This is a genomic window from Pricia mediterranea (genome assembly GCF_032248455.1).
GTDB lineage: Bacteria > Bacteroidota > Bacteroidia > Flavobacteriales > Flavobacteriaceae > Pricia > Pricia mediterranea.
Genome location: NZ_JAVTTP010000001.1, coordinates 1,745,163 through 1,769,208, shown reverse-complemented (window position 1 = coordinate 1,769,208; position 24,046 = coordinate 1,745,163). Strand labels below are relative to the sequence as shown.

General features: G+C 49.6%; 20 protein-coding genes. 10 read left to right on the top strand and 10 right to left on the bottom strand.

Going from position 1 to position 24,046, the window contains the following annotated elements:
* Window positions 1-4: 4 nt before the first annotated feature.
* Window positions 5-394: a type VI secretion system tube protein TssD gene (gene tssD, locus RQM65_RS07355; protein ID WP_314013813.1), complete on the bottom strand. Its 390-nt coding sequence runs from the start codon at window positions 392-394 to the stop codon at window positions 5-7.
* A gap of 600 nt (window positions 395-994) precedes the next feature.
* On the opposite strand from tssD, the gene RQM65_RS07350 reads away from it, so the two are divergent.
* The 6 genes from RQM65_RS07350 to RQM65_RS07325 all read left to right on the top strand — a co-directional run bounded on the left by RQM65_RS07350 (window position 995) and on the right by RQM65_RS07325 (window position 5,402).
* Window positions 995-1,657, top strand: a complete 663-nt coding sequence (locus RQM65_RS07350) for an ABC transporter ATP-binding protein (protein ID WP_314013811.1) — start codon at window positions 995-997, stop codon at window positions 1,655-1,657.
* 122 nt (window positions 1,658-1,779) lie between these two features.
* Entirely contained in the window at window positions 1,780-2,928 is a 1,149-nt protein-coding gene (locus RQM65_RS07345) for an Mrp/NBP35 family ATP-binding protein (protein ID WP_314013810.1), read from the top strand.
* Window positions 2,925-3,176 (top strand): NifU family protein, encoded by a 252-nt coding sequence (locus tag RQM65_RS07340; protein WP_314013808.1) that lies wholly within the window; start codon window positions 2,925-2,927, stop codon window positions 3,174-3,176. Before RQM65_RS07345 ends, RQM65_RS07340 begins: the two co-directional genes overlap by 4 nt.
* Before the next feature lie 232 nt (window positions 3,177-3,408).
* Window positions 3,409-4,467 (top strand): NAD(P)/FAD-dependent oxidoreductase, encoded by a 1,059-nt coding sequence (locus tag RQM65_RS07335; RefSeq protein WP_314013806.1) that lies wholly within the window; start codon window positions 3,409-3,411, stop codon window positions 4,465-4,467.
* 68 nt (window positions 4,468-4,535) lie between these two features.
* A complete protein-coding gene (locus tag RQM65_RS07330) occupies window positions 4,536-4,868 on the top strand; it encodes a 2Fe-2S iron-sulfur cluster-binding protein (protein WP_314016801.1) in 333 nt (110 codons plus the stop codon).
* 180 nt (window positions 4,869-5,048) lie between these two features.
* On the top strand, window positions 5,049-5,402 hold the full coding sequence (locus tag RQM65_RS07325; protein WP_314013804.1) for a hypothetical protein: 354 nt from the start codon (window positions 5,049-5,051) through the stop codon (window positions 5,400-5,402).
* Between the two features lie 112 nt (window positions 5,403-5,514).
* Here the strand turns inward: RQM65_RS07325 and RQM65_RS07320 are convergent, their stop codons facing one another.
* On the bottom strand, window positions 5,515-7,251 hold the full coding sequence (locus tag RQM65_RS07320) for an ABC transporter ATP-binding protein (protein WP_314013803.1): 1,737 nt from the start codon (window positions 7,249-7,251) through the stop codon (window positions 5,515-5,517).
* Window positions 7,252-7,464: 213 nt separating this feature from the next.
* Between RQM65_RS07320 and RQM65_RS07315 the strand changes: the two genes are divergently transcribed.
* Entirely contained in the window at window positions 7,465-9,747 is a 2,283-nt protein-coding gene (locus RQM65_RS07315) for a penicillin acylase family protein (protein ID WP_314013802.1), read from the top strand.
* A gap of 140 nt (window positions 9,748-9,887) precedes the next feature.
* Here the strand turns inward: RQM65_RS07315 and RQM65_RS07310 are convergent, their stop codons facing one another.
* The 5 genes from RQM65_RS07310 to RQM65_RS07290 all read right to left on the bottom strand — a co-directional run bounded on the left by RQM65_RS07310 (window position 9,888) and on the right by RQM65_RS07290 (window position 14,839).
* Window positions 9,888-10,547 carry a hypothetical protein gene (locus RQM65_RS07310; protein WP_314013801.1) on the bottom strand — a complete coding sequence of 220 codons (660 nt, stop codon included), beginning with the start codon at window positions 10,545-10,547 and terminating at the stop codon, window positions 9,888-9,890.
* 170 nt (window positions 10,548-10,717) lie between these two features.
* A complete protein-coding gene (locus RQM65_RS07305; protein ID WP_314013799.1) occupies window positions 10,718-11,830 on the bottom strand; it encodes a D-TA family PLP-dependent enzyme in 1,113 nt (370 codons plus the stop codon).
* 24 nt (window positions 11,831-11,854) lie between these two features.
* On the bottom strand, window positions 11,855-12,316 hold the full coding sequence (locus tag RQM65_RS07300; RefSeq protein ID WP_314013798.1) for a RidA family protein: 462 nt from the start codon (window positions 12,314-12,316) through the stop codon (window positions 11,855-11,857).
* A 136-nt stretch (window positions 12,317-12,452) separates the two neighbouring features.
* Entirely contained in the window at window positions 12,453-13,772 is a 1,320-nt protein-coding gene (locus RQM65_RS07295; RefSeq protein WP_314013797.1) for a gluconate:H+ symporter, read from the bottom strand.
* Between the two features lie 248 nt (window positions 13,773-14,020).
* A complete protein-coding gene (locus RQM65_RS07290; protein WP_314013796.1) occupies window positions 14,021-14,839 on the bottom strand; it encodes a DUF6503 family protein in 819 nt (272 codons plus the stop codon).
* A gap of 387 nt (window positions 14,840-15,226) precedes the next feature.
* Here RQM65_RS07290 and RQM65_RS07285 point away from each other — a divergent pair, with 387 nt between their 5' ends.
* The gene (locus RQM65_RS07285) at window positions 15,227-16,246 is read left to right on the top strand and encodes an N-acetylmuramoyl-L-alanine amidase family protein (RefSeq protein WP_314013795.1); all 1,020 of its coding nucleotides are present in this window, start codon (window positions 15,227-15,229) and stop codon (window positions 16,244-16,246) included.
* A gap of 43 nt (window positions 16,247-16,289) precedes the next feature.
* Here the strand turns inward: RQM65_RS07285 and RQM65_RS07280 are convergent, their stop codons facing one another.
* The 3 genes from RQM65_RS07280 to RQM65_RS07270 form a co-directional block, all read right to left on the bottom strand.
* Window positions 16,290-16,994 (bottom strand): TIGR04283 family arsenosugar biosynthesis glycosyltransferase, encoded by a 705-nt coding sequence (locus tag RQM65_RS07280; protein WP_314013794.1) that lies wholly within the window; start codon window positions 16,992-16,994, stop codon window positions 16,290-16,292.
* Window positions 16,991-18,349 (bottom strand): HTTM domain-containing protein, encoded by a 1,359-nt coding sequence (locus RQM65_RS07275; protein ID WP_314013792.1) that lies wholly within the window; start codon window positions 18,347-18,349, stop codon window positions 16,991-16,993. Before RQM65_RS07275 ends, RQM65_RS07280 begins: the two co-directional genes overlap by 4 nt.
* Before the next feature lie 165 nt (window positions 18,350-18,514).
* Entirely contained in the window at window positions 18,515-19,441 is a 927-nt protein-coding gene (locus RQM65_RS07270) for a bifunctional riboflavin kinase/FAD synthetase (protein WP_314013791.1), read from the bottom strand.
* A gap of 52 nt (window positions 19,442-19,493) precedes the next feature.
* Here RQM65_RS07270 and RQM65_RS07265 point away from each other — a divergent pair, with 52 nt between their 5' ends.
* Complete coding sequence (locus RQM65_RS07265) at window positions 19,494-23,285, top strand: reprolysin-like metallopeptidase (protein ID WP_314013789.1); 3,792 nt, start codon at window positions 19,494-19,496, stop codon at window positions 23,283-23,285.
* Window positions 23,282-23,962, top strand: coding sequence for a hypothetical protein (locus tag RQM65_RS07260; RefSeq protein ID WP_314013787.1), 681 nt, complete (start codon window positions 23,282-23,284; stop codon window positions 23,960-23,962). The genes RQM65_RS07265 and RQM65_RS07260 overlap by 4 nt, the downstream gene beginning before the upstream one ends.
* Window positions 23,963-24,046: the final 84 nt, after the last annotated feature.

The window sequence follows — 24,046 nt, the reverse complement described above, 5'->3', positions numbered from 1 at the left end:
CCCATCAGTCTCCCCAAGAATTGTCGAACTTCATGTCGCCGATATGCAGGCTCTTGGCGGAGATAACGATATGGTTCTGCAACGGCGAATCGTCCAGGGCATCGAATTCCGTTTCCAGACTAACACAATAGGCCTTTTTAAAAATGACCTCTTGCAGCCTCGACATGGCATCACGCTTATAATAGACCAAGCTACCATCCTTGGTCTGGTCGGGCGAGGTCATCCAATGGAGCAGGTCGTATGAGCCGTCTGCCTCGATGGTGGCCATAATCCGCCCGCCCTGAGGCTTTCCCGCAGGTTTGCCGGTGGCGTCCATCGGCTGGTCGAAGTTGTAGGTGCATCCAAGGATATTGTATTCCCTCCCATCGACGATTAGTTTTGCTAGAAATGACATGACAATTTAACGAAATATTCTACCGTTTCGTATGTTCGATAGAAGCTTTTGACCGTAAAAAGAAGGTGTTAACGGATAGCAGCGGGATTTTAGGATGTACGGTAGGTCGCGCACCGGATAGACGAGATGTAATGGCCAACCTTAAGCCTTGCGGAGGGTCTTCATGCCGGTACCGTTTATTTTGTTGTCAATATTTTGTGCAGTATTCGTCCAAATATTTAACACATCAAAAAGGATGCTTATCAAGAATAGTTTTTAATGCGCTAATAACCAGTAATCTAACTATTTGGCACGGAAATAGATTTCTTACTTAGGTTTTCCACTGCCTGCAATGCATAGGACCACATGTTAAAAACCATCCTAAAAACTGCCTTCCGAAACATTTGGAAGCACAAGGTTTTTTCCCTGATCAATATGGTTGGTCTTTCTATCGGGCTAAGTGCCGTCCTGGTCATCGGGCGATGGGCCATTACGATTGGACATTCGACAAATTTCACCCCGACGAGGAGCGGATCTATGGAGTGGTAACCGATACAATATTGCTGGAACCGTTCCAGTAATTCAATGACATAACAATCCAGAAATTAAACAACTTAAACCATGCTACTACAACTGAACAATATTTTCAAATGGGTCCAGTCCGGAGGCCAACGCGTTTTCTTATTAAAGGACATCAACCTCGACGTCAAAGAGGGGGAGTTCATCTCCGTCATGGGCCCGTCCGGTTCGGGGAAGTCTACCTTGCTTAATGTCATCGGAATGCTCGACGATTTTGACGAGGGGGAATACAGCTTTTTAGATGAACCAGTGCACCAGCTCAAGGAAAAACACCGCGCCAACCTTTACAAGCAGTATATCGGTTTTGTTTTCCAGGCCTATCACCTCATCGACGAGCTGACGGTCTATGAAAACCTCGAAATGCCCCTGCTCTATAAAAAGCATAAAGGTACGGAACGCAAGGCCTTGGTAGCGGATATGCTAGATCGTTTTGGAATCGTCGGTAAAAAAGACCTGTTCCCGACCCAGCTTAGTGGCGGACAGCAACAACTGGTCGGCGTCGCCCGAGCCCTGATCAGTAAACCGAAACTGATTTTGGCCGATGAGCCTACGGGCAACCTCAACTCGAAACAGAGTACCGAGATCATGGACCTGTTCAAGGAACTGAACGACGAGGGCGTGACCATCATTCAAGCCACACATAATGAGAATAACGCGGTCTACGCAAAACGCACTATCAACCTTTTGGATGGGAGGAAGGTTTAGAATCTTTTGATGCTTATCCATACGTACTACAATTAATTCCTATCCTTTTCACCATCTCAGCCCTATACCGTATCTTTGCTATTTAGAAAGAGTTTACATAAAAGCGGCAAAGTCAACGTATAATGAAGTTAGATAAAAAGGAAGTTTTAAAGGCATTGGAACACATTACCGTTCCTGGGGAAGGCCAAAATATGGTCGAAAGTGGGTCGGTCAAGAACATACAGGTTTTTGGGGATGAGGTAGAAATCGATATCACCATCTCCAACCCCAGTCTGCAGGCGCGCAAGAAGACCGAGGTCGAAATTCTAAAAACGATCCACCGCAAAGTTTACGAAAAGGCCAAAATCAAGGTCAATATCAAGGTAGATGCGCCGGCCGGTAAGCCTAAAACCAACGAAATCAAGGGTAAACCGATACCCGGAATCCAAAATATCATCGCGGTGGCCTCTGGTAAAGGTGGGGTGGGCAAGTCCACCGTAACGGCCAACTTAGCGGTTACCTTATCGAAAATGGGCTTTAAAGTGGGCCTGTTGGATGCAGATATCTATGGTCCCTCGATGCCGACCATGTTCGACGTAGTCCAAGAAAAGCCGTTGGCCGTGAATGTCAATGGGAAGTCTAAGATGAAACCGGTCGAGAGCCATGGTATCAAACTGCTGTCCATTGGATTCTTCACGCAACCGAGCCAGGCGGTTATTTGGCGGGGCCCCATGGCTTCGAAGGCGCTTAACCAAATGATTTTCGATGCCCACTGGGGCGAACTCGATTTTATGCTCGTGGACCTACCTCCCGGTACGGGCGATATCCATCTAAGTATTATGCAGTCCCTTCCCGTGACCGGGGCCTTGGTGGTCAGTACCCCGCAAGAGGTCGCTTTGGCGGATGCACGCAAGGGGGTCGCTATGTTTCAGCAAGAGTCCATCAACGTACCCGTTTTGGGTATTGTCGAGAATATGGCGTATTTTACACCTGAGGAGCTTCCGGACAATAAATACTATATTTTTGGAAGGGAAGGTGCCAAACATTTGGCAGAGGACCTGAAAGTGCCGTTTTTGGGGGAAATTCCGTTGGTACAGAGCATCCGCGAGGCGGGTGATGTAGGAAGGCCGGCTGCACTGCAGACCGCTACCCCCATTGAGGAAGCCTTCGAGGCATTGACCAGGAATACGGTTCAGGAACTGGTAAACCGAAATGAAAACCTTCCTCCCACGGAAGCGATTAAGATAACAACAATGGCGGGCTGTTCCGCCGTTAAAGGAAAGAGCTCATGACATCGGAAGAACTTAGAACGAACGTAGAAAAGGCCTTGGAGGAAATCCGCCCCTTTTTGCAGAGTGACGGGGGTGACATCTCCTTGGTGTCCATTGATGACGGCAACTCCGTAAAGGTGAGGTTAGAAGGAAACTGCATCGGCTGCACCGTAAATCAGATGACTTTGAAGAGCGGTGTGGAAATGACCGTGAAGAAGTACGCCCCCCAAATCGAAGAGGTAGTCAACGTCGGGCAACCCGTTTCTTGAAAATACCAGAGCGTACCTGTTGCGAGGATAGGTTTGTAGGGAAGTCATAATCGAATCAGCTTCCTTTTTAAAGGAAACGATTAGATAGATTTGGTGATAAATGTCATGTTTTTTGTAGTTGGGACGGGAGAGATTTGCAACTAGGCTACAGTCAAGCCAGCAACCGGACACGAATCACGGATACAGCTCAAGTTTGGATTTGTTTATCCTTATGAACTAAGAAAGGATTTTAATGATTAAAACGGATATTTTGATAATCGGTGCGGGCCCTACAGGGCTTTTTGCCGTTTTTGAAGCGGGATTGTTACAACTAAAGTGCCATTTAATCGATGCATTGCCCCAGGCAGGCGGACAGTGTTCCGAAATTTATCCCAAAAAACCGATTTACGATATTCCCGGATTCCCGGAAATCCTTGCAGGCGAATTGGTGGATAATCTCATGGAACAGATCAAGCCCTTCGAACCGGGATTTACCTTGGGCGAACGCGCCGAAAATATCGAGACCCAAGAGGATGGTTCCTTTATTGTGACCACAAACAAGGGTACAAAACACCACGCTCCCATCGTTGCCATCGCCGGTGGGTTAGGCAGCTTCGAGCCACGAAAGCCGTTGTTGGACAATCTTAGGAAATATGAGGACCACGGGATTGCCTATATGATCAAAGACCCCGAGATTTATCGCGATAAAAAGGTAGTGATTGCGGGCGGGGGCGATTCGGCCTTGGATTGGAGCATCTTTCTGGCCGATGTCGCTTCCGAAGTGACCTTGGTGCACCGAAGAAAGGAATTTCGCGGGGCACTCGATTCGGTGGAAAAAGTCCAGTCCCTTAAAAACCTGGGTAAAATTCGATTGATTACTCCCGGGGAGGTCACGGTCTTGGAAGGGGAGGAAAAATTGGAAGCGGTAAATGTTCGCAGAAAAACTACCGCGGTAGAAGATGTACGAATAGCGGTCGACCATTTTATTCCTTTGTTCGGACTATCGCCCAAGCTGGGTCCGATTGCGGACTGGGGGCTCGAAATCGAAAAGAACGCGATCAAGGTTGACACCTTCGATTACCAGACCAACGTACCCGGAATTTATGCCATTGGCGACGTTAACACCTATCCCGGGAAGCTGAAACTGATTCTCTGCGGTTTCCACGAGGCGACCCTGATGTGTCAAAGTGCCTATCAGCGTATTTTCCCTGATAAACGTTATGTGATGAAGTACACCACGGTAGGGGGAATAAAAGGTTTCGACGGAAGTAAGAAGGAGGCGCCGAAGGCAGTGGTAAAGGCGATCGACTAAAATTTAAAAGTAAAACTATGAGTTAGTGAACTCACTATCTCACCTTTTCACAAACCTATTAGTTCATAATTCCCTTGGATATAAACCTAAAGATTACCGACCGCGAAGGCGTAACTCACGAAGTGGACGCCCCCACCGACATGAACATGAACCTGATGGAAGTTGTACGAGCCTATGAACTCGCTCCGGAAGGCACCATTGGTGTCTGTGGGGGAATGGCCATGTGCGCCTCCTGTCAATGCTATGTGAAATCAGATCATAAACTTCCCGAAAAATCCGATGACGAAGAGGCCATGCTGGCAGAAGCTTTTTATGTAGAGGACAACAGTAGGTTGGGATGCCAGATTCATATGACCGAAGACCTCGAAGGCCTAGAGGTCGAACTGGCCCCTGAGAGTTAAAAACCGTGAAAACTTTACCCATCTCTTCCATGTTTACACAGTTTTACACAATCCGCGAAAATACAAAATAATTATAAGACACTTAAAACCAGGTTGTTGTATAATTTTTATTTGTTTGGAATACTATTTTCAATGTATAAAGCGAATCTAAATTAGTAACAAATTTAAAACTAGAACACCATGAAAAAGTTATTTATTACAGCCGTATTTGCATTGGGAAGTTTGACTGCATTTGCTCAAGAAGAGCAAGCTACCGAGGCACAAGATGCCGCTACTGAAGTGCAAGATCAAGCTAATGAAGCCCAAGACGCTGCACAAGATGCCGCTGCTACCGCACAAGACGGATTCAACGAGATTGCCGTTGAAGAATTGCCTGAGGCAGTTACTTCAATGATCGAGACTAACTATCCTGGCGCTTCCGTTAACGGTGCCGCCAAGAACGAAGAAGGTCACTATAAAGTGGAAGTTTCCTTGGAAGATGGAACCTCCGGAGCTCTTATCGTTGACGAAGAAGGTAACGCAGTTGAGCAGTAAGAAGAGAAAGTGATTTAGGAGTTCTCCTGAATTAAATTTTAAGAAGGAGCCGTGTACGCACGGTTCCTTTTTTTTTGTGAATTGCGGCGCTTTGCTCGCAATTCCATGTTCCTTAGATCCTTGCCTGATAAGTAAATAGGTTGTAATATCTTCCTTCGGTAGCGATCAGTTCATCGTGGGTGCCGCGTTCGGGGATGCGGCCGTTTTCTATGACTAGGATCTGGTCGGCCTTTCGGATGGTGCTCAATCGGTGGGCGATAACAAAGGTCGTGCGCCCCTTGGTCAATTCGGCCAGACTTTTTTGTACCAAAGCCTCGCTTTCGGTGTCCAAATTCGAGGTGGCCTCATCAAGGATTAATATTTTTGGATCGGCCAGCACCGCCCTAGCGATGGCAATTCGCTGGCGCTGTCCCCCTGAAAGCTTGATACCGCGCTCCCCGATCAACGTGTCGAGTCCCTCATCGAAACGGTCGGTAAACTCATCGACATAGGCGGCCTTGACCGCTTGCTGCAATCTTTCTTCGGAAGCATCCGGGCGGGGGAAAAGAATGTTTTCCCGGATGCTGCCCTCGAATAAAAAATCATCCTGTAAAACAACGCCCAGATATTGACGGAAGCTATTGAGGTCCACTTTCGACAAGTCTTTCCCATCAATGGTAACTTTTCCCGAATCGGGTGTCAGAAAACTGGCCGCCAAACCCGCAATGGTCGTTTTTCCAGAACCGGAACTCCCGACCAAGGCCGTGACCGAACCGGATTTGGCCTCGAAACTGATGTCGTGAAGTACTTCCTTGTCCTCTTCATAAGCAAAAGATACCGCGTGAAAGGCCATATCTCCCTGTACGCCGTCGAGCTCAATTGTGCGTTGGGCCTCATCGGCCTCCGGGGTCATGTTCATCAGTTCCTCGGTACGGTCCAATCCCGCCAAAGCTTCGGTCAGCTGGCTGCCAATATTGCTCATTTGCACGATCGGTGCGACCATTAGGCCCAAGAGCACCGTAAACATCAAGAGGTCGCCGATGGTCAGTGTGCCCTCGATAATTTTGTATCCTCCAAAGCCCATAACCCCAGTAGTGGCAATACCGATGAGAAAGGTGGCCGAACTGGTCATAAAGGCAGTAGTGGTCAGGCTTTTTTTGACATTGGTATAGAGCTCGTGAACCCCATCCTCGAAAATACGGTGTTCCTGGGCTTCGGCGTTAAACCCCTTGATGACCCGGATGCCGCCCAAGGTTTCGGTCAGGCGACCGGTGACCTCGGCATTGATTTTCCCGCGTTTGCGAAAAATTGGGCGGATGATCTTAAAGGCTTTTAAAGCGATAACCGCAAAAATGGTCAGGGGAATAAAGGTAAAGGCGGTCATAGCGGGACTTATATTCAGTAATAGGATAAGGGAGACTACGGCCGTTACGGTACCGCCGACCAACTGCACCAAACCCGTGCCGATGAGGTTCCGGACCCCCTGTACATCGGTCATTATGCGGGAGACCAGATTGCCGGACTTGGTATTGTCGAAAAATCGGATGGGCAGCGAGAGCACCTTTTTCTGTACATCGGCCCGCAGTTCCGAAATCATGAACTGGGCCTGAACGCTTAGGATCTTGGTCAGCAAGAACGAGGTGACGGCCTGTACCAATATGGCTATGATGACCCCGGCGACAAGCAGTTTGAGCATTTCGATGTCCTTGTTGGCGATGACCTCGTCAATCAAATATTTTGAGGCGATCGGGGTGACGAAACTCGCGGCTTTGCTGATTACGATGAGGATCAGACCGATAAATACCAATCTGCGCCTGGGCCAGATAATGGTCTTAAAGGCGCTAAGGATACTTACTTTTTGATCGGGCATGGTGCTTTTTTGAAAGAACGTGTAAGTTACTTGAATTAGGACGATACCCAATACGGACGGAACATAAATGATTGTTTGGGAATGGGTAGCTGACATTGGCTACAGGTTGCCGGAGTGGGACACAAATGGAATGATGCCAAGAAGGTCGATTTGATTTCGGGGGCATAAATATTGACAAAAGTTAGTACATTCACGCTATAAAAGCCTGACCCTATGATACACAAGCTGTCCTTTTTGATCAGCGCCACCTTGCTGCTTCCCTTGCTCCTTACTGCGCAATCTACCGCCGAGGTCGCGCGATGGCAGGCCCAGGCGGAGAACGTGGAAATTTTTCGCGATGATTTTGGAATTCCCCATGTCTACGGTAAATCCGACGCCGATGCGGTATTCGGACTCCTCTACGCCCAGTGTGAGGACGATTTTAACCGGGTGGAAAGGAATTACATCTGGGCGACCGGCCGCTTGGCCGAAATGGAGGGCGAAGAAGCTCTTTACAGTGATTTAAGGGCCAAGCTTTTTATGACCGAGGAGGAGGCAAAAGCCAATTACGAGGAGAGTCCCGAATGGTTAAAAAAACTCTGCGATGCCTTTGCCGATGGGGTCAATTACTACCTGTACACCCATCCGGAGGTGCGCCCCAAGCTGTTGACCCATTTCGAACCTTGGATGCCCATGTACTTTAGCGAAGGCTCCATAGGGGGCGATATCGAGCGAATTTCTACCGAAAAAATCAGGACATTTTACGAGAGTGGAGTCAAAATTCCCGAAGCACGGGTAATGCAGTCCGGGAAAATCCAATCTAGGGAAGTCCATCCCACAAAAAATCAGCCTAAGAAGACCAGGATGAATAAAACCCATCCCCAAAAGATCAAAAAGGGGGAAGGCAAAACGGAAGAGCGAATAGAGGAAGGGGAGCCCCAAGGGTCCAACGGTATCGCGATTTCAGGTGAATTGACCCGCTCGGGTGATGCGATGCTGCTGATCAATCCCCACACCTCTTTTTATTTCAGGGGCGAGGTGCATGCAGTTTCCGAACAGGGCTTGAACGCTTACGGGGCGGTTACTTGGGGACAATTTTTTGTTTATCAGGGCTTCAATGAAAAAACAGGATGGATGCATACCAGCACCTATACCGATATTATCGACGAGTTCAAGGAAACGATCGTCAATATCGACGGCAAGTTGCTCTACCAATATGGTGAGGAACTGCGGCCGGTGGAAACCTATGACATCGTGTTGAAGTATAAGGATGGCGACGGACTAAAGGAAAAATCTTTTCCTGCTTACCGCACCCACCATGGTCCGATTACGCATTTGGAAGATGGCCAATGGACGGCCTCCGCTATGATGTGGGCACCGCCCAAGGCGCTCGAACAATCATTTATCCGTACCAAGCAAGATGGTTACCAAGGGTTTCGAAAGATGATGGATATCCGTACCAATTCCAGTAACAATACAGTCTATGCCGATGCCGATGGGAATATCGCCTATTTCCATGGCAATTTTATTCCGAGAAGGGATACTCGTTTTGATTATACCCGACCGGTGGACGGCAGTAATCCGAAAACCGATTGGCAAGGCTTGCATACGGTCGACGAGAACATCCTGATCAAAAATCCCGGCAATGGATGGATACAGAATTGCAATTCCACCCCGTACACCGCTGCGCCGGGATTCGGTCCGAAGCGGAAAGACTATCCTGGCTATATGTCCATCGACAGGGAGAATTTTCGGGGCGTACACGCCATCGAGCTTCTGACGGGCAGAACCGGCTACACGCTCGACAGTTTGATACAACTGGCGCACGACCCATATTTGCCCGCATTCGAGGCCTTAATTCCCGGGTTGATCCAGAATTATTATGGCTTCGATAATAGAAATCCCAAATTGTTGGATCCTATTGAACTACTAAGGGAATGGGATTACAGAACAGGGTCCGCATCGGTCGCCATGACCTTGGCACATTATTACGGGACGGCCATGCTTCGGGATGCCAAATATCCTGAAGGGCTCAGCGCTATGGAGACCATCACCTGGCTGGGCAAAAATTCGGATGATGGGTTGCGGATATTTGAGGAGGTCGTCGACCAACTCACGGCCGATTTCGGTTCCTGGAAGATGTCGTGGGGGGAGGTCAACCGCTACCAGCGTCTCAACGGCGATATCCGCCAGGCCTTCGACGACGACAAGCCCAGCCGGCCCATTGGCTTCGCTTCGGGCCGCTGGGGCGCATTAGCCGCTTATGGAGCGCGATATGACAACAATACTAAAAAAATCTACGGTACCCGGGGCAATAGTTTCGCGGCCGTGGTGGAGTTCGGCGAGCAGGTCAAGGCAAAGAGCATCTTGGCCGGCGGGCAGAGTGGCGACCCCGAATCCCCACATTTTGATGATCAGATCGAACGCTACGCCAAAGCAGATTGGAAGAATGTTCCCTATTACAGAAAAGATGTGCTAAAAAGAGCGGAGGAGCGGTACCGGCCCGGGGAACGATAGGAATAATACGTAAATAGTGCAATGTAAAACTGCAACAATTTTGGAACCTGAGGTCCGAACTATTTGAAGATTCACACAATGTTAGACCCGTCGGACGGACGGTTGCAGGGTCTTAAACTCTAGAAAGGCAAACGCCGGGCTTACAATTCATCCTTCGTTATAATCAAAGTAGCCTTCGACCCGGTTGACAATAACCATTTATTGGAGTAAATAAGTTCACCCTTATCGTCGTAGACATTGATTTGGGCAGTGTTCGGGGGCGAAGATCCGACGTTTAGGGCTTCGAATTCAAAGCGGTTGAAGCCTTCTTCCAAATCGACGTTTATACCTTTAAAAGAACCGGTCAAAAAAGTGTTTGGATCCACTACATTCCCGTTCAGCCATATCCTGACTCGATCTCCGTCAACGAACTCATGGTCGCGGCAGACAATCCCGACAAACTTCCCGCTGCTTTTGACATCGCCAAGGTACATGTCCGAGAAATGTTCCCTAGACCCTTCCTTGGGTTGTCTTGGACCCGCTTTAGGGTCAATCTTCATGCCCGTGCCCGCTTGAACGAGTTCCCGCTCCGGAAGCATCTTAACGGGGGTTCTTTTTCCCATGTCCAATTTGACCTCGGGATTGTTGTCTATAACGGAAGGTATTTTCAACGAGGTGCCCTTATCGGGTTCGGCGGTGTCATCGATTTTATTGGCCACGTCGATTTCCAAGGGTTTTTTTGTAGGAAGGTCCGTCTGGGCACGCACCGCTACAGCCGCAAGTAGGAAAATTAAAACGGGGAACAGATAATTTCTTGGCATTATGAAACGATAAAAAGTCCGCTTTAAAGATAGCAAATACCCTGCCATGCGGACACCTTTACAATATTAAACGATGATTTTCGGGTAATCGTATGTCGTCGAAATAGGGCCGTGGGATGCGGCCCGTTCGAACCGATTTCAGACTTGAATACCATCGAATTCATCGATAATCAGATGCTGATTCGCTGATTTCGAGCCGCGACCTCCCAAGAATCGATAATACGTCCTTCGGAAACTACCTCTAGGTTTGTGTATTTGGCGACAGTGGGACAGATATGTACCGGAACGGCGTAGAAGACATCTCCTACGGCATAGTCCTTCGTGTTTTCGCATTCAAGCACGAAATGTTCCTCGCTCTGGCCTTTTTGAGTGCAATTTTCAGCGTTTAGGAAGTCTACCCTCGGAAATGGCATCTCGGAAGCGAGATGCTTGTGTCCCAAATCCAAGCAGATGGTCTTTTTTGACGGCCTGCTAATGACGCGGGTGAGCAGCACGGCGGCCGGAAGAAATTCCATCTCGGGAAACTGGCCGCCATAGCCGGCATCCCAGAGCAGGGTGGTTCCCGGACTGGCCTCTACCCCGTTGCGCCGGGCGTGAAATGGAAAGGTGGGCGACCCTCCGGCAACGATGCCGGCGACTTGGGTTCCCGTTGATTCCAGTTCTTTTTTGAGATCCGTAACGGTTGCAAAAGATGCATCGCAGACTTCTTTTCGTAGCGTGACCTCCGTATTCCGTATATGCCCGTCGTAGGCATGCAATCCCTTTGCATCAACATTGGGGTCGGCGTCCATCCGGCGGTAGAGGGTGACGGCATTTTCGTCGGGAAGGATACCCGTGCGATTCATCCCACAATTGATATCCATCCAAAGGGAAACAACGACCTTCTGTGATTTCGCCATATCGGACAAGGCATCAAGGATATCGGGCGTATCGACCAGAGCGGAGAATTTTGACTCCGGATATTTGGACATGAGTTCGAAGAACCGTTGAATGTTAGTCCCTACCGGCTGCATCGCCAATAAAATGTCAGGGGCATTGCACATGGCCAGCAATTCGGCCTCTGCGATAGTTGCGCACTTGAACTTTTTGACGCCCTGATCCAGTTGCATCTCAATGATTTCCGCCGTTTTATGGGTTTTGATATGTGGACGAAGCCGTTCGGCGCCCCCGGCCATTTCTATCATAGTGCGGATGTTGTGAAGGATCCAATCCGGGTATACCAGTAAGGCGGGCGTAATCACATCATGGGTATCGTTTAACGCGTACCAGTTTGTTCTTTTCATTGTAAACTTCTGTTTCTGTACGCTCTAATGCAATTCGAACATGGCTTCGATTTCTACCGGAATGCCACCCGGGAGCATCATTCCTACGGCACTGCGCACCCCGACCCCGTGCTCCGAGCCGAAAACTTCTGCCATCAACTCGCTAAAGCCGTTGATTACAAGAGGGTGATTTTCGAAATCAGGGGTGGAATTGACCATGCCCAAGGTTTTGACCAGACGTTTGATGCGGTCGATTTCCCCAAAATGGGTCTGTATGGTCGAGAGCATCGTAAGGCCGACTTGGCGAGCCCCTGCTTTTCCCTTCTCAAGGTCCAGATCATCTCCGACCCTGCCTTTCATCAGGGAGCCATCGGGCAGCATGGGACCTTGGCCGGATACATATAGAAAGTTATTGACCACAAGTACAGGTTTGTAAAGCCCCGCCGGAGGTGGGGCTGGCGGCAAAATCAGGCCTAGTTCTTCGATTTTTTTTGATACGGATGACATAGTATTTACTTTAAAGGATGTATTACAAAAGAACGAAATTTTGGACGATTTCGCGAGTCAAACCTAGTGTTTAGACCCGCCCGGATGCTTGTCCGTTTCTAGCGCCCCGCTCGGTTATGATCGGTATGGTCTGACATCACCCCACAAACTGCTCCAACACCAGTACCCCGATAAGCCCCATGACCCCGACGGTGGTTTCCATGACCGTCCAAGTGCGCAGGGTGTCCTTTATCGAGAGGTTAAAGTATTCTTTATAGAGCCAAAAGCCGCCGTCGTTGACGTGGGATAACATCAAACTGCCAGAGCCGATGGCCAATACCATCAGTTCGGGGCTGACCCCGGTATTGGCGATCAGGGGCAGGGCGATGCCTGCCGCGGTAAGGCCCGCTACCGTGGCCGATCCTACGCAGACCCGAATCACGGTCGCAATAAGCCAGGCCAGGACCAAGGGCGAAATGGTCGAACCCTTGAGCATGTTCCCGATATATTCGCTTACCCCGCTGTCGATAAGCACTTCCTTTAGGGCACCGGCACCGGCGATAATAAGTAGTACCATGGTAATGCCCGATACTGCACTGGCCACGGACTCCATCACGTCCTTCATTTCTCTACCGCGGGCGAGTCCCAGTGTATAGATTGCGACCAACACGGAAATCAGCATGGCCATGACCGGGTCGCCCAATACATCGGTAATTTTCCGGACGATATTTTCTTCGGGAAGCACCAAGGCTACAAGCGATGCCAGACCGATTAACACGACCGGCAACAAAGCGGTAAAGATGCTGATCGGCGTACCCGGCATCTCCTCATCCGTAAGCACTTTCGGATTCATAAACTCCTTTAAAGGGGTAGCGTTTACGTTTTTGATGGTGCGGGAAAAAAGGGGGCCGGCAACGATAATGGCGGGAATGGCGATGACTATCCCGTACAACAGGGTCTTGCCAATATTGGCGTCGAACATAATCGCGATACCAGTGGGGGCGGGGTGGGGGGGCAGGTAGCCGTGGGTAACCGAGAGCGAGGCCAACATCGGAAGTCCGACGTAGATCAGGTTAAGCCCCGTAGCGGCCGCTACGGTAAATACCAGGGGCACCAAAATTACGAACCCGACCGTGTAGAACATGGGGATCCCCACGATAAAACCGGTCAGCACCACGGCCCACTGAATGTTCTTTTTCCCGAATTTATCCACCAGTTGTGTGGTGATACGCTGGGCGGCACCGCTATCGGCCACCAGTTTGCCCAACATGGCCCCCAAGCCCAAGATTAATATCAGATAGCCCAGGGTGTTGCCTATACCGTTTTGGATGGATTGGATGGCGGTCAGGAAATCCATCCCTTCCGCGACGCCCACCAAAAGGGATACGATGATAAAAGAGATAAATGCATTGAGCTTAAAATGGGCGATCAGGATAAAAAGCAGGATGATTCCTGCAATGACTATGGCGAGCGGCATGGGCTGGTTTTAGTTCCCCGAAGATACTAAAAATCGCAAGAAACGATATCCCGACTTTCAAAATCGGTCTTGACTGCGCTCGACCAGATATTCCGATTAATCGATCAGTGGGGCATATCGTTATTAGATGATGGGCCAAGCCAAGATAAAGAAATCCTGAAGCTTACAACCTTTTCGAAAGAATGATTCAAGCGGTCTGCCCGAACTTTAGGGGCCGATGTTCGGACAGCTTGCCCGACGGGGGCAGTTTATTCTTCCAATACCGTCACTTCCTCCGTCTCGATTCTGGATAGTTCCTTCAGCTTTCCGGCCTCATAGAGTGCGGGCAATTCTTTCAAGGGCGTGCCGACCGGGGCTTCGTAGTTCACGTAATCCTGAAACCGTATGCCTCCGACCGTTTGCGGGTCGTAAGCGCTTCGGAACCGCACCCCGCCATCATTGGTCTCATAATCGTAGGCCATATAGTCGATTATTTTCGTCTGTGGATGGACCCAATACATAAAATGATCTTCATGGTCAACCCCCCCGTCTTTCTGATCAAAGGATATGGCCAATATCTGATAGTCCTTCCCCTTGATCGTTGTGAGTCCCTCGTAGGATGCATTGACCGCCGGGTCTTTCAATTTGTGGGGCAAGGTGGCGAAATACACTACGGAATTCAGGGCCTCGGTATATTTTGCGACATCCTTGGGGGATAGCTGTACGGTATCTCCGTCAACCATGCGGGTCAATGTCCCATTTTGAAGGATGTCCTTGATTGTTTTTCCCTCTTTGTGACCGGTCACGGTATAGGTGAAGCCGGAGTTGGTGTTGTGAAAGGTGTACTTCTTGTCCCTGAACCGAAATCCGTAATGGGCCGTATCGTAGCGTTTGCCACCGTGTGCCGCAATGGTTGCTGCAACCAGGCTATCCGCTTTGTCCATAGGGGCAGTTTCCAAGGGTGTATTCTTTGGATTGGCGATGCTTTCTATTTCTTGGGAGGACGAAGTCTCCTTGTTTTTTTCGCTGCCACAGGAGGCGATACCAATTGAAGCGACCAGGCACAGGACGGAGATGTAATACTTCATTATTCTTTGAAAATTAAAAGCGCCCATGTAGTATATTTTATTGAAATGAAGGGACAAAACGCGGCACATACCTTGTGCGCAAGCAGTGCAAAATCTATTTAGTCCTAAGTCCTAAACCCCAAATCCCAAACCCTTAGCCACTATGTTAACTACCTCGTTAACTAAATTCTAGTAGTGCCTGCAAAATTAAGCAAGCGTTCTTTAATTTTGTAACGGATTGGCTCAACTTTAGGCATTGTTTTTGATTTTTATCGCAGTGGGTTGAATTCCCCAGGGTGGGCTGAGCCCGAAAAAAGGGACTGGAGTGCGTCTCTGGGCTTGGAAATCCTTTACTCTTGAAATGTACGCTTTTTGATGAAGTTGGATTCTTTTTTTCAAATTTGCAAAATGTGCATCCCGATGCTGCTCATGGGCATGCCATCGCTATTTTTTCCACAAGATACCTTACAGACCGTGGTGGCCAAAGAAGGCGATGGCATCCTGTCACTTTTGCGAAAGCAGGGAGTGGATCCCTACGCCCACTACGATGATTTTATTGCCATGAACGTGGATAATCTTCGCGATAGCATCCACCTATATGCCGGCCGGGAATATCGCATTCCTGCTGCGGATGCACATGTGGCAGTTGTCGATTCCATCCAAAGAAAGGCATCCGAGGTAAAAGATATCAAGACCCGAGAGATTCCTATTTTAGGCGAGAAGCATTCCACGGTGCTTATGAAAAGCGATAGGCTCGCCGGTACGGTCTATTATCTGGTGTCGGGTCACGGCGGTCCCGATCCCGGTGCCATGGCCGAATATGCGGGCAAGACCATCAGCGAAGACGAGTACGCCTATGACATTACCCTGCGTTTGACCCGGGAGCTCATCTCCCACGGGGCCATGGTTTACGTGATCATCCGGGACGAAAATGACGGTATTCGCGATGAGCGTATCTTAAAAATGGACCATGACGAGGTGGCCTATCTGAACAAGCCCATCCCTTTGAACCAGGTAAAGCGCCTGAAACAGCGGGTCGATATCGTGAACGGGCTCTACAATAGACATCGCGGCCAATATCAACGTCTGATCGTCACCCATATCGACAGCCGTAGCGTCGGCCAGAATATCGATGTTTTTTTCTACCATCACGAAAAGAGCAAAAACGGGAAAAGATTGGCGGAGAGCATCCACAACACCTTCCGAAAGAATTACAAGAAGTACCAGCCCAACCGGGTCTATTCGGGTACTTTTCAAGACCGGACCTCCTTGTATCTGGTCAAAAAGACCCATCCTGCGATGACCTTTATCGAGGTGGGGAATATCCGCAACAAAAAGGACCAACGACGTATTCTAGTGCATCAAAATCGGCAGGCCCTCGCGAAATGGATCGCCGAAGGGATTTTGTTGGATTATGAAGGAAGATGACTGGAGACGCTATGGATTGCACAGCTTCGAATTCACGCTCAATTTACGCTATAATGTTGCGTTTGTAATAGTCATAAAGTGCTTTCGGCCCCGCACCGAGAAAATGTTTAAGGTGGATGACCCCGAAGTGGTATTGCAGCTTGATCGTACCATTTTGTTCGTACTTCCGTGTGGAGGTCACGACCTGCCCCGGCAGTATTTTGAACTTGGAATTTTGGTACAGGCGACCGATAAACTCAACGTCTTCGTAAACAACATAATCTTCGTTAAATCCTCTGGTCTTGTCAAAAAGTTGCCCGGTGATGTAGAGCGATTGGTCGCCTCCCCGGCAGAGGGGATGGTTGAACCTGGAAAACCACGCAAAAAATGACAAAAATCGGTTCGGCGTGTCGAACTGCAGTCGGAAACATCCGACCTTGTCGCCGTTGCCGACGGCTTCGACAATAAGCCGATCGAAACCCTTGGGCGGCATGGTGTCGGCATGCAAAAAATAGAGGATTTCGCCCCTTGCCCTCCCCGCTCCGAAGTTCATTTGCCTGGCCCTTCCTCTTCCCGAGGAATACACCTTCGCACCGAAATCCGAAGCCATTGCCACCGTACCGTCGGTACTGCCCCCGTCTATGACCAAGATTTCCAAAATGTTTTCCGGTGAACCGTTATCCCGTACATGCGCGAGTAGCGGTACGATACGGCGGGCCTCGTTCAAAGTTGGGATAATGATGCTAATTTTCGGAGGCTGTCCTGTCATTTTATTCTTGGGTGAAGGTCCGGTGATGGTCGGGACTTGAAATTGGGACTCGGCAGTATCCATTCGTTGTGCCAAAAATAATCCCATTTCGCCACGGCCAGATCGACTTTAGGATCGATAAAGGCGCGCATAGGGCGACCGTTGATGCTGACCTTCGAGTTGACGGCATAAACGGAGATATCGGTACCTTGGGCCGCATACTCCTTTTTCAGGTACTGGGCGAACTGCCAGATAAAATCGGGGTAGGCGGCAATGCGGCGTTTTTGTTTCTTGCTTAGATAGTCGTCCAGATTCACGATTTTGGAGTTTTCGCTACTTTTTTCCACGACCTTGAACTGGAGCGTGCCGCTGCGGCTGCGGAGCATCATCCGCCAACTGAGCCGGTGACCTTCCTCCGTCCACAGCACCTCGTCTTCAATGAAATGTTGCCGTAGGGGGAGTGCCAGTTGCACCAGAAAATAGAGTCCCCCTAGCGTGTAGAGCAAAGTACTATAGGCGGGTACCTCCATCTTGTTCGGCAGATACGGTTTTTTACGTTTAAAAAAGATTTTACGGATGCTCTCCGGCTTGAAAAAGAAAACCGTGAAGGCGAGGGACAGGTACGGGAAAATACCGATCTGAAAGACGATGGAATTGAACAGGTGGAAAAAGATGGATACAAAAAAGGCGAACTTGCGCGTCGGTTTATAAAGTAGCGCCGGTACGATGAGCAGATCGAAAAGAATGCCGACGATCCCGATAATCTTATGGATCCATGGTTGTTGTAGCAGCTCGCCGATCACGTAATAGTGCTCCTTGCCGAGCATCAATATCCTAATGATTCCGAAGTCGAGCCAATCTCCGTAAACCTTGGCGATCGCAGCGTAGACGTAGACGATCAGCAGCTGAAAGATAATGGCCCATTTGACCCAAGCGTACATGGCATCGGATTTAAGGGCAGGATGGCGCCGCAGATCTAGGGAACGGCTCCGGTGGGCCGGGAAAAAGCACATCCATCCCGAGATGAGCACCAGCAGGTAGTAGTGGTTGTTGTACGATGTCTTTTGCATCAAGTAAACCCCCGTCCACAGCAGGGTGAACGAGATGATACTGAACCGGTATCTGTAGCCCAGCGCAATCATGACGCCTAGCGTACCCATGATGAAAAAATAGATGTACATGCCGACGCCGGGCAAGGGCTGCAACCAGTCAAAACCGATAAAATTAAAGGTAAACCGGGGCTCGACCAGGGTTCTTTTGATCCAGCCTGTCAGCATGGCGCCGTAGCACTCGAGCGCGACCAGTATCCCGAAAAATATTCGGAAGATGATCAGGGGCGAGTTATCGATTTTCGTGAAGAGAAAACGATTTACCATTTGAGAGACTGTTTTGAAATATGTCAATTAGTTTTTTATGCTTCTTTTTGCGCCGTTGGTCGTTAAAATTTTATACCGTAGCTAGGGCTATGCCAGAAAATTTTGCCTAAAATGGCATCAAAAATAACCTATAAAAATTCTAATCACACAATTCAAAGCAGTCCCTTACTTCGAAATTAGGGCCAGGGCACTTTCTTTATCTTTTTGAAGATGGCTTTTTAGGACTTCCAAGGAATCGAACTTCTGCTCGTCCCGGATGCGATATAAAATGTCCACTTGAATATTCTTTCCGTACAGGTCTTGCTCGAAATCGAAATAGTTGACCTCGATGCTGAAGCCCTTTCCTTGTATGGTCGGATTGTTGCCGATGTTCATCATGCCGTGCACAGTTTGCCCGAAAAGTTCGCTCTGCACTACATAGACCCCATTTTTGGGCACTAATTTATAGGTTTCGGAAATGTTCAGGTTGGCGGTCGGATATCCGATCTGACGACCCAAACCTTTGCCTTTTTCCACAATTCCGGTGAGCATATAAGGATATCCCAAATAGGAATTTGCCGTGGGGATGTCGCCTTCTTCCAAAGCTTTTCGGATTTTGGTCGAACTGACCGATACCTCGTCGATCTCTTGAGCCGTAATTTCCTCTACCTCAAAGCCCAAGGTTCCGCCGAAGACTTTTAGGTCTGTAATATCCGCGGTGCGGTTTCTGCCAAAACGATGGTCGTAGCCAATGATGACTTTTTTGGCTTTCAGGTCGTTCACGAGAATATCGCGAACGAACTTGGTCGCGGAAAGCCGTGAAAATTCTTTCGAGAACGGATGGATGATGAGCTGGTCCAGCCCCATATCCGCCAATATTCCCGTCTTTTCATCGATGGTGTTGAGCAGTTTGATATCCATATCTTTTTGCAGCACCATCCGGGGATGTGGGAAGAAGGTAAGTACCGTGGATTTTAAGTCCAATGTAGCCGCATTTCTGATCAGCCGTTCCAGTATTTTACGGTGCCCGATATGCACCCCGTCAAATGTGCCTATGGTGATGGCCGTGGGATGTCGTTTGTCGTAATTGGAGATGCTTTGGACTGTAACCACCTACTAAAAGTAATAAAAAGACTTATATTTGGGAATGCATTAAATGCTTCGAATGCTCGCAAAATTACGGTTACTTTTCTCAATTACCATAGTATTTCTTTCCTTTTACGCATCCGCACAGGGGCAATACTGGGAACGAAAAACCGCACGGAACGACGTATCGAAAAAGATTACAGAACGCTTCGAGGTTAAGAAATCGGATGTGTTTTCCTTCCGGGAAGCTGCTTTCAGATTATCGTTGACATCCACTTCGCGCAATGGAAAATCCGCCAAAATTATCCATTTTCCCGATGGCGAAGGTGAATTTACTGCGTTCAGGGTGGTGGAATCCCCTGTGCTTTCTCCGGCATTGTCCCAAAAATACCCTGGAATAAAATCCTATGTGGGCCAAGGTGTCGATAACCCGAACGTTAGGGTCCGTTTTAGTATGTCCCCCAAAAACATTCAGGCCATGATCGTACATAGCGATGGCCGCGATACTCGTTTTGTACAAAAGGTCTCCGGGGATACGTACGTTATGTATTCAAGGAGTTCCGAAAACCAGGTGGATAGTGATTTTATCTGCCACACCCAAGATAAGCTTCTTGCCAGAGGAAACAATCTGACCGCCAAACCGGTGGATGGGCAGGTGCTGCGCAGATATCGGCTGGCCATAGCGGCCTCGGCCGAGTACACCGAATTTCACGGGGGTACCGTAGCTGACGCGCTGGCGGCCATTAACGCTACAATAACCAGGGTGAACGAGGTCTTCGAGACCGATTTGGCGGTGACCTTACAGCTTGTCGGAGAAACCGATGCGACTATTTATACCGATGCCGAGACCGACCCTTTCCGGGGTTCGCTCAGCGCTTTGGGCAACGAGGGCCAAAGTGCGATGACGGATCAGATCGGCCCGGCGAATTACGATATCGGTCACGTATTCCACCAAGGTGCGAACGGGGGCAATGCCGGTTTTATCGGGGCCATCTGCGTCGATAACCAAAAGGGCCAGGCCTATTCTTCGAGCCAAAGCCCCCAAGGCGATATTTTCGATTTGGATTTTGTGGCCCACGAGATGGGACACCAGCTGGGGGCGAACCACAGCTGGTCGTACGAATGGGAAGGTACGCCCGTACAGGTAGAGCCGGGTAGTGGCTCTACGATTATGGGGTATGCCGGCATCACCGACCAGGATGATGTGGTGCCGAACGGGGACGATTATTTCCATTATGTGAGTATCGACCAGATTATCGAAAATTTAAAAACGAAGGATTGCGGGCAGGTCGTTCCGCTTTCCAATAATCCTCCCGTGGTCAATGCGCTTGCGGATCATGTGATTCCGAAATCCACCGCGTTTGTTTTGACGGGCAGCGCCACAGATTCGGATGCCGGGGACGTTCTCACCTATACTTGGGAACAGATCGATAACGGAATCGTCAAGGAGGCGACCTTCGGACCGACCAATCCGAACGGGGCCAATTTTAGATCCAGACCCCCTATGACCGAACCGACGCGCTATTTTCCGTTGCTTTCGCGAATCGTCCAAGGCCAACTGACGGAAACAAATCCGACTTTGGATACCGAATGGGAAACCGTTTCCGAGGTAGAGCGGGAGCTGAATTTCGCCTTTACCGTGCGGGACAATGCCCCCGGCGGGGGACAAGTGGTTTCCGAACTGGTCAAGGTGTCGGTGACCAACGAGGCAGGACCTTTCTCGGTCACTTCGCAGGCGGTGGGCGAAATCTATACGGCCGGGGAAGCCCATGAGATTCTGTGGAACGTGGCGAACACCGATGCGGCCCCGGTCAATGCGGAGTCCGTCGATATTTTCCTGTCCACTGACGGGGGGGAGTCCTTCCCGATTACACTGGCCGAAGCCGTGCCGAACGATGGGGCGGAAGAAATAGTCTTTCCGGGCCAACCCACCGAAGCGGCACGGATCATGGTCAAGGCCGCCGATAATATTTTTCTCGCGGTCAATGCTTCCAATTTTACCATCCAGGCTTCCGAGATTGTGCTGAACCTTGCCGATTTGGACTATGAGGTGTGTCAATCCCAAGATCTGAACATTCCCTTTGTGTATGAAACCTACCTCGGTTTTTCGGAGGAGGTGAGCTTTGGCATGGCCGGGTTGCCTGCAGGCCTGCAGGTCTCTTTTTCCCCTTCGACCGCTACGGCAGGCGATATTCCGGTGAACATCTTGTTGGAAAACACGGGGAGCGTTCCCGAGGGAAACTATGAGGTGCTGTTGACCGCGACCTCGGCAAGCGCCACTAAACAGATCGGAATCCGGCTGGCGGTATTCGATACCGATTTTCCCGCTGTGGTACTGCAATCCCCCGCCGATGGAGCAACGGATGTCTCGAAGTGGGCAAGCTTGGAATGGGAAGGCGGTCCGGCCTATTCCTCCTATGACATCCAAATTGCTACCGATGCCGCCTTTACCGATATCGTGGAGACGGAGACCATAGCTTCGAACAGTTATACCGCGAAAAATCTGGAGAACGAAAGCACTTATTTTTGGAGGATAAAGCCCTCGAACGCCTGTGGAGAAGGAGTTTTCAGCGCGCAGTTTGGCTTTACAACCCTTCCTGTGAACTGTGATGCCAAATCCGCTTACGGACCCCCCACTCCGATAGCATCGAATAGGGAATTGACAATAACCTCCACCATCGCTTTTTTTGAGGATTTACGCTTGGCGGACATCAATGTCAACCTCAATCTCGACCATGACTATCTGGAGGATCTACGGATTACCTTGACCTCGCCCTTGAATACCACGGTGAGCTTGGTTGCTAATTCCTGTGGGGACCTAAGAAATATCAACGCGACCTTTGACGACGATGCGGCCGCTTTTGAATGTGGTGCCGTTGCCGATACCGGAATTTCCGGTACCGTAAAACCCTCCGGGTCGTTGGATTCCTTTGAGGGGGAGTCCATTTTGGGGGAATGGGTGTTGGAAATACAAGATATTTCGAGGGGCGATGGCGGAACCTTGAACAATTTTTCGTTGGATGTCTGCGTCGAGGACGATTTCCGTCCCGATGCCGACCGCGACGGGGTGTTCGACGACGGGGACGACCTATGTCCTGGTACACCTGAAGGTGTGGAAGTGGATACGTCAGGATGTCCCATCTACAGATTTCCCAGCGATAACTTTTTGGTTTCCGTCGAAAGCCTGTCTTGCCGCGGGAACGACGACGGTGAAATCAGGGTGGAAGCGGTTTTGCTCGACACTATCGATTATGGAATAAGCATTACAGGGGACGGGACGGCGATAACCGATACCTTTACCGATAGGTTTACGGCCTCGAACCTGCCCGTCGGCACCTATACCGTATGTATCGATGGGTCCGATGTCGAAATCGAATATGAGGGGTATTGTTTTGAGGTGGTGGTCACCCAGCCCGAACCCTTGGCCGTAACCGCGAGCTTGGCCCAAAGCGGCAAGCAGGTCGTACTTGCATTGGCTGGTGCCGATGTCTATACGATTATATTGAATGGAAGAGCGCTGCGTACCGAAAAATCCGAAATCACCCTGGATCTCGCCACCGGAAAGAATGGACTTAAGGTGTCTACGGACATGGTTTGTCAAGGGGTTTACCAAAATCAGTTTGTTGTATCCAACGGCCCGACCGCATTTCCAAATCCGTTCCGCACGGATACCCATCTGTTTTTAGGGGCTGTCGAAGAGCGCGTGACCATTGCAATTTTCACCGTGGATGGGCAATGGGTCCGGGAAGAAGTGTATACACCGAGTGGAAATCAGGTGAATCTCGATTTTATGGGACTGCCGCAGGGCGTTTATGTCGTCAAGTTCGAAGGCGATAACGTCAAAGGAACGATCAAAGTGATTAAACGATGAGAACATTTTTTTTTGTTTTACTGGGGGTGCTGCTCTTGTCGGGATGCAAAAAGAACCCCCCGAACCCGCCCCAGAAGGCCCTGCTGGTCGAACCGGCAAGAAATTCGGAATGTATACCGGTACAAAAGACGGACGATGGAAATAATCTCGTCCGCTTTCGTTGGCTGCCCGGCAATCACAGCGAGAGCTACGAAATAGTGGTCACGAACTTGATTTCCGGTCTCGTGGTCGATAGGGAGCAGCGAACCATCGACCTCACCTTGCCCTTGGAAGAGGGAATGCCTTATTCCTGGTTCGTTATTTCAAAGAACAGTCAAACCAACGAAACTGCGACCAGCCCGATCTGGCATTTTTATAATCCAGGTAAGCAAACCGAACATGTTCCGTTCCCCGCCGAGATTATCGCCCCAGAACCCGGGGCCACGGTATTCAAGGATATCGATAATGAAGTCAACTTGCAATGGACGGCCACCGATCTTGACGATGATATCGAAGGGTATAGCATCTACTTCTCCACCGAAAATCCGCCGGAGGCGTTGATTGCATTACTAGATACCGATGATACCTCTCAAAAAGTTAGCGTAGTCTCCGATGTTGTTTACTACTGGAGGATCGTCACCGTCGATGCGTTAGGCAACACCTCCGATACGGGGGTCTTGGACTTTAAGGTTTTTTAGTTGGTAGTCTTTAGTCGTTAAACGATAGACGTTAGTTTTTAGACGTTTTGTGACAGAGGATAGTGGTTGCCGTGGTAACGCATT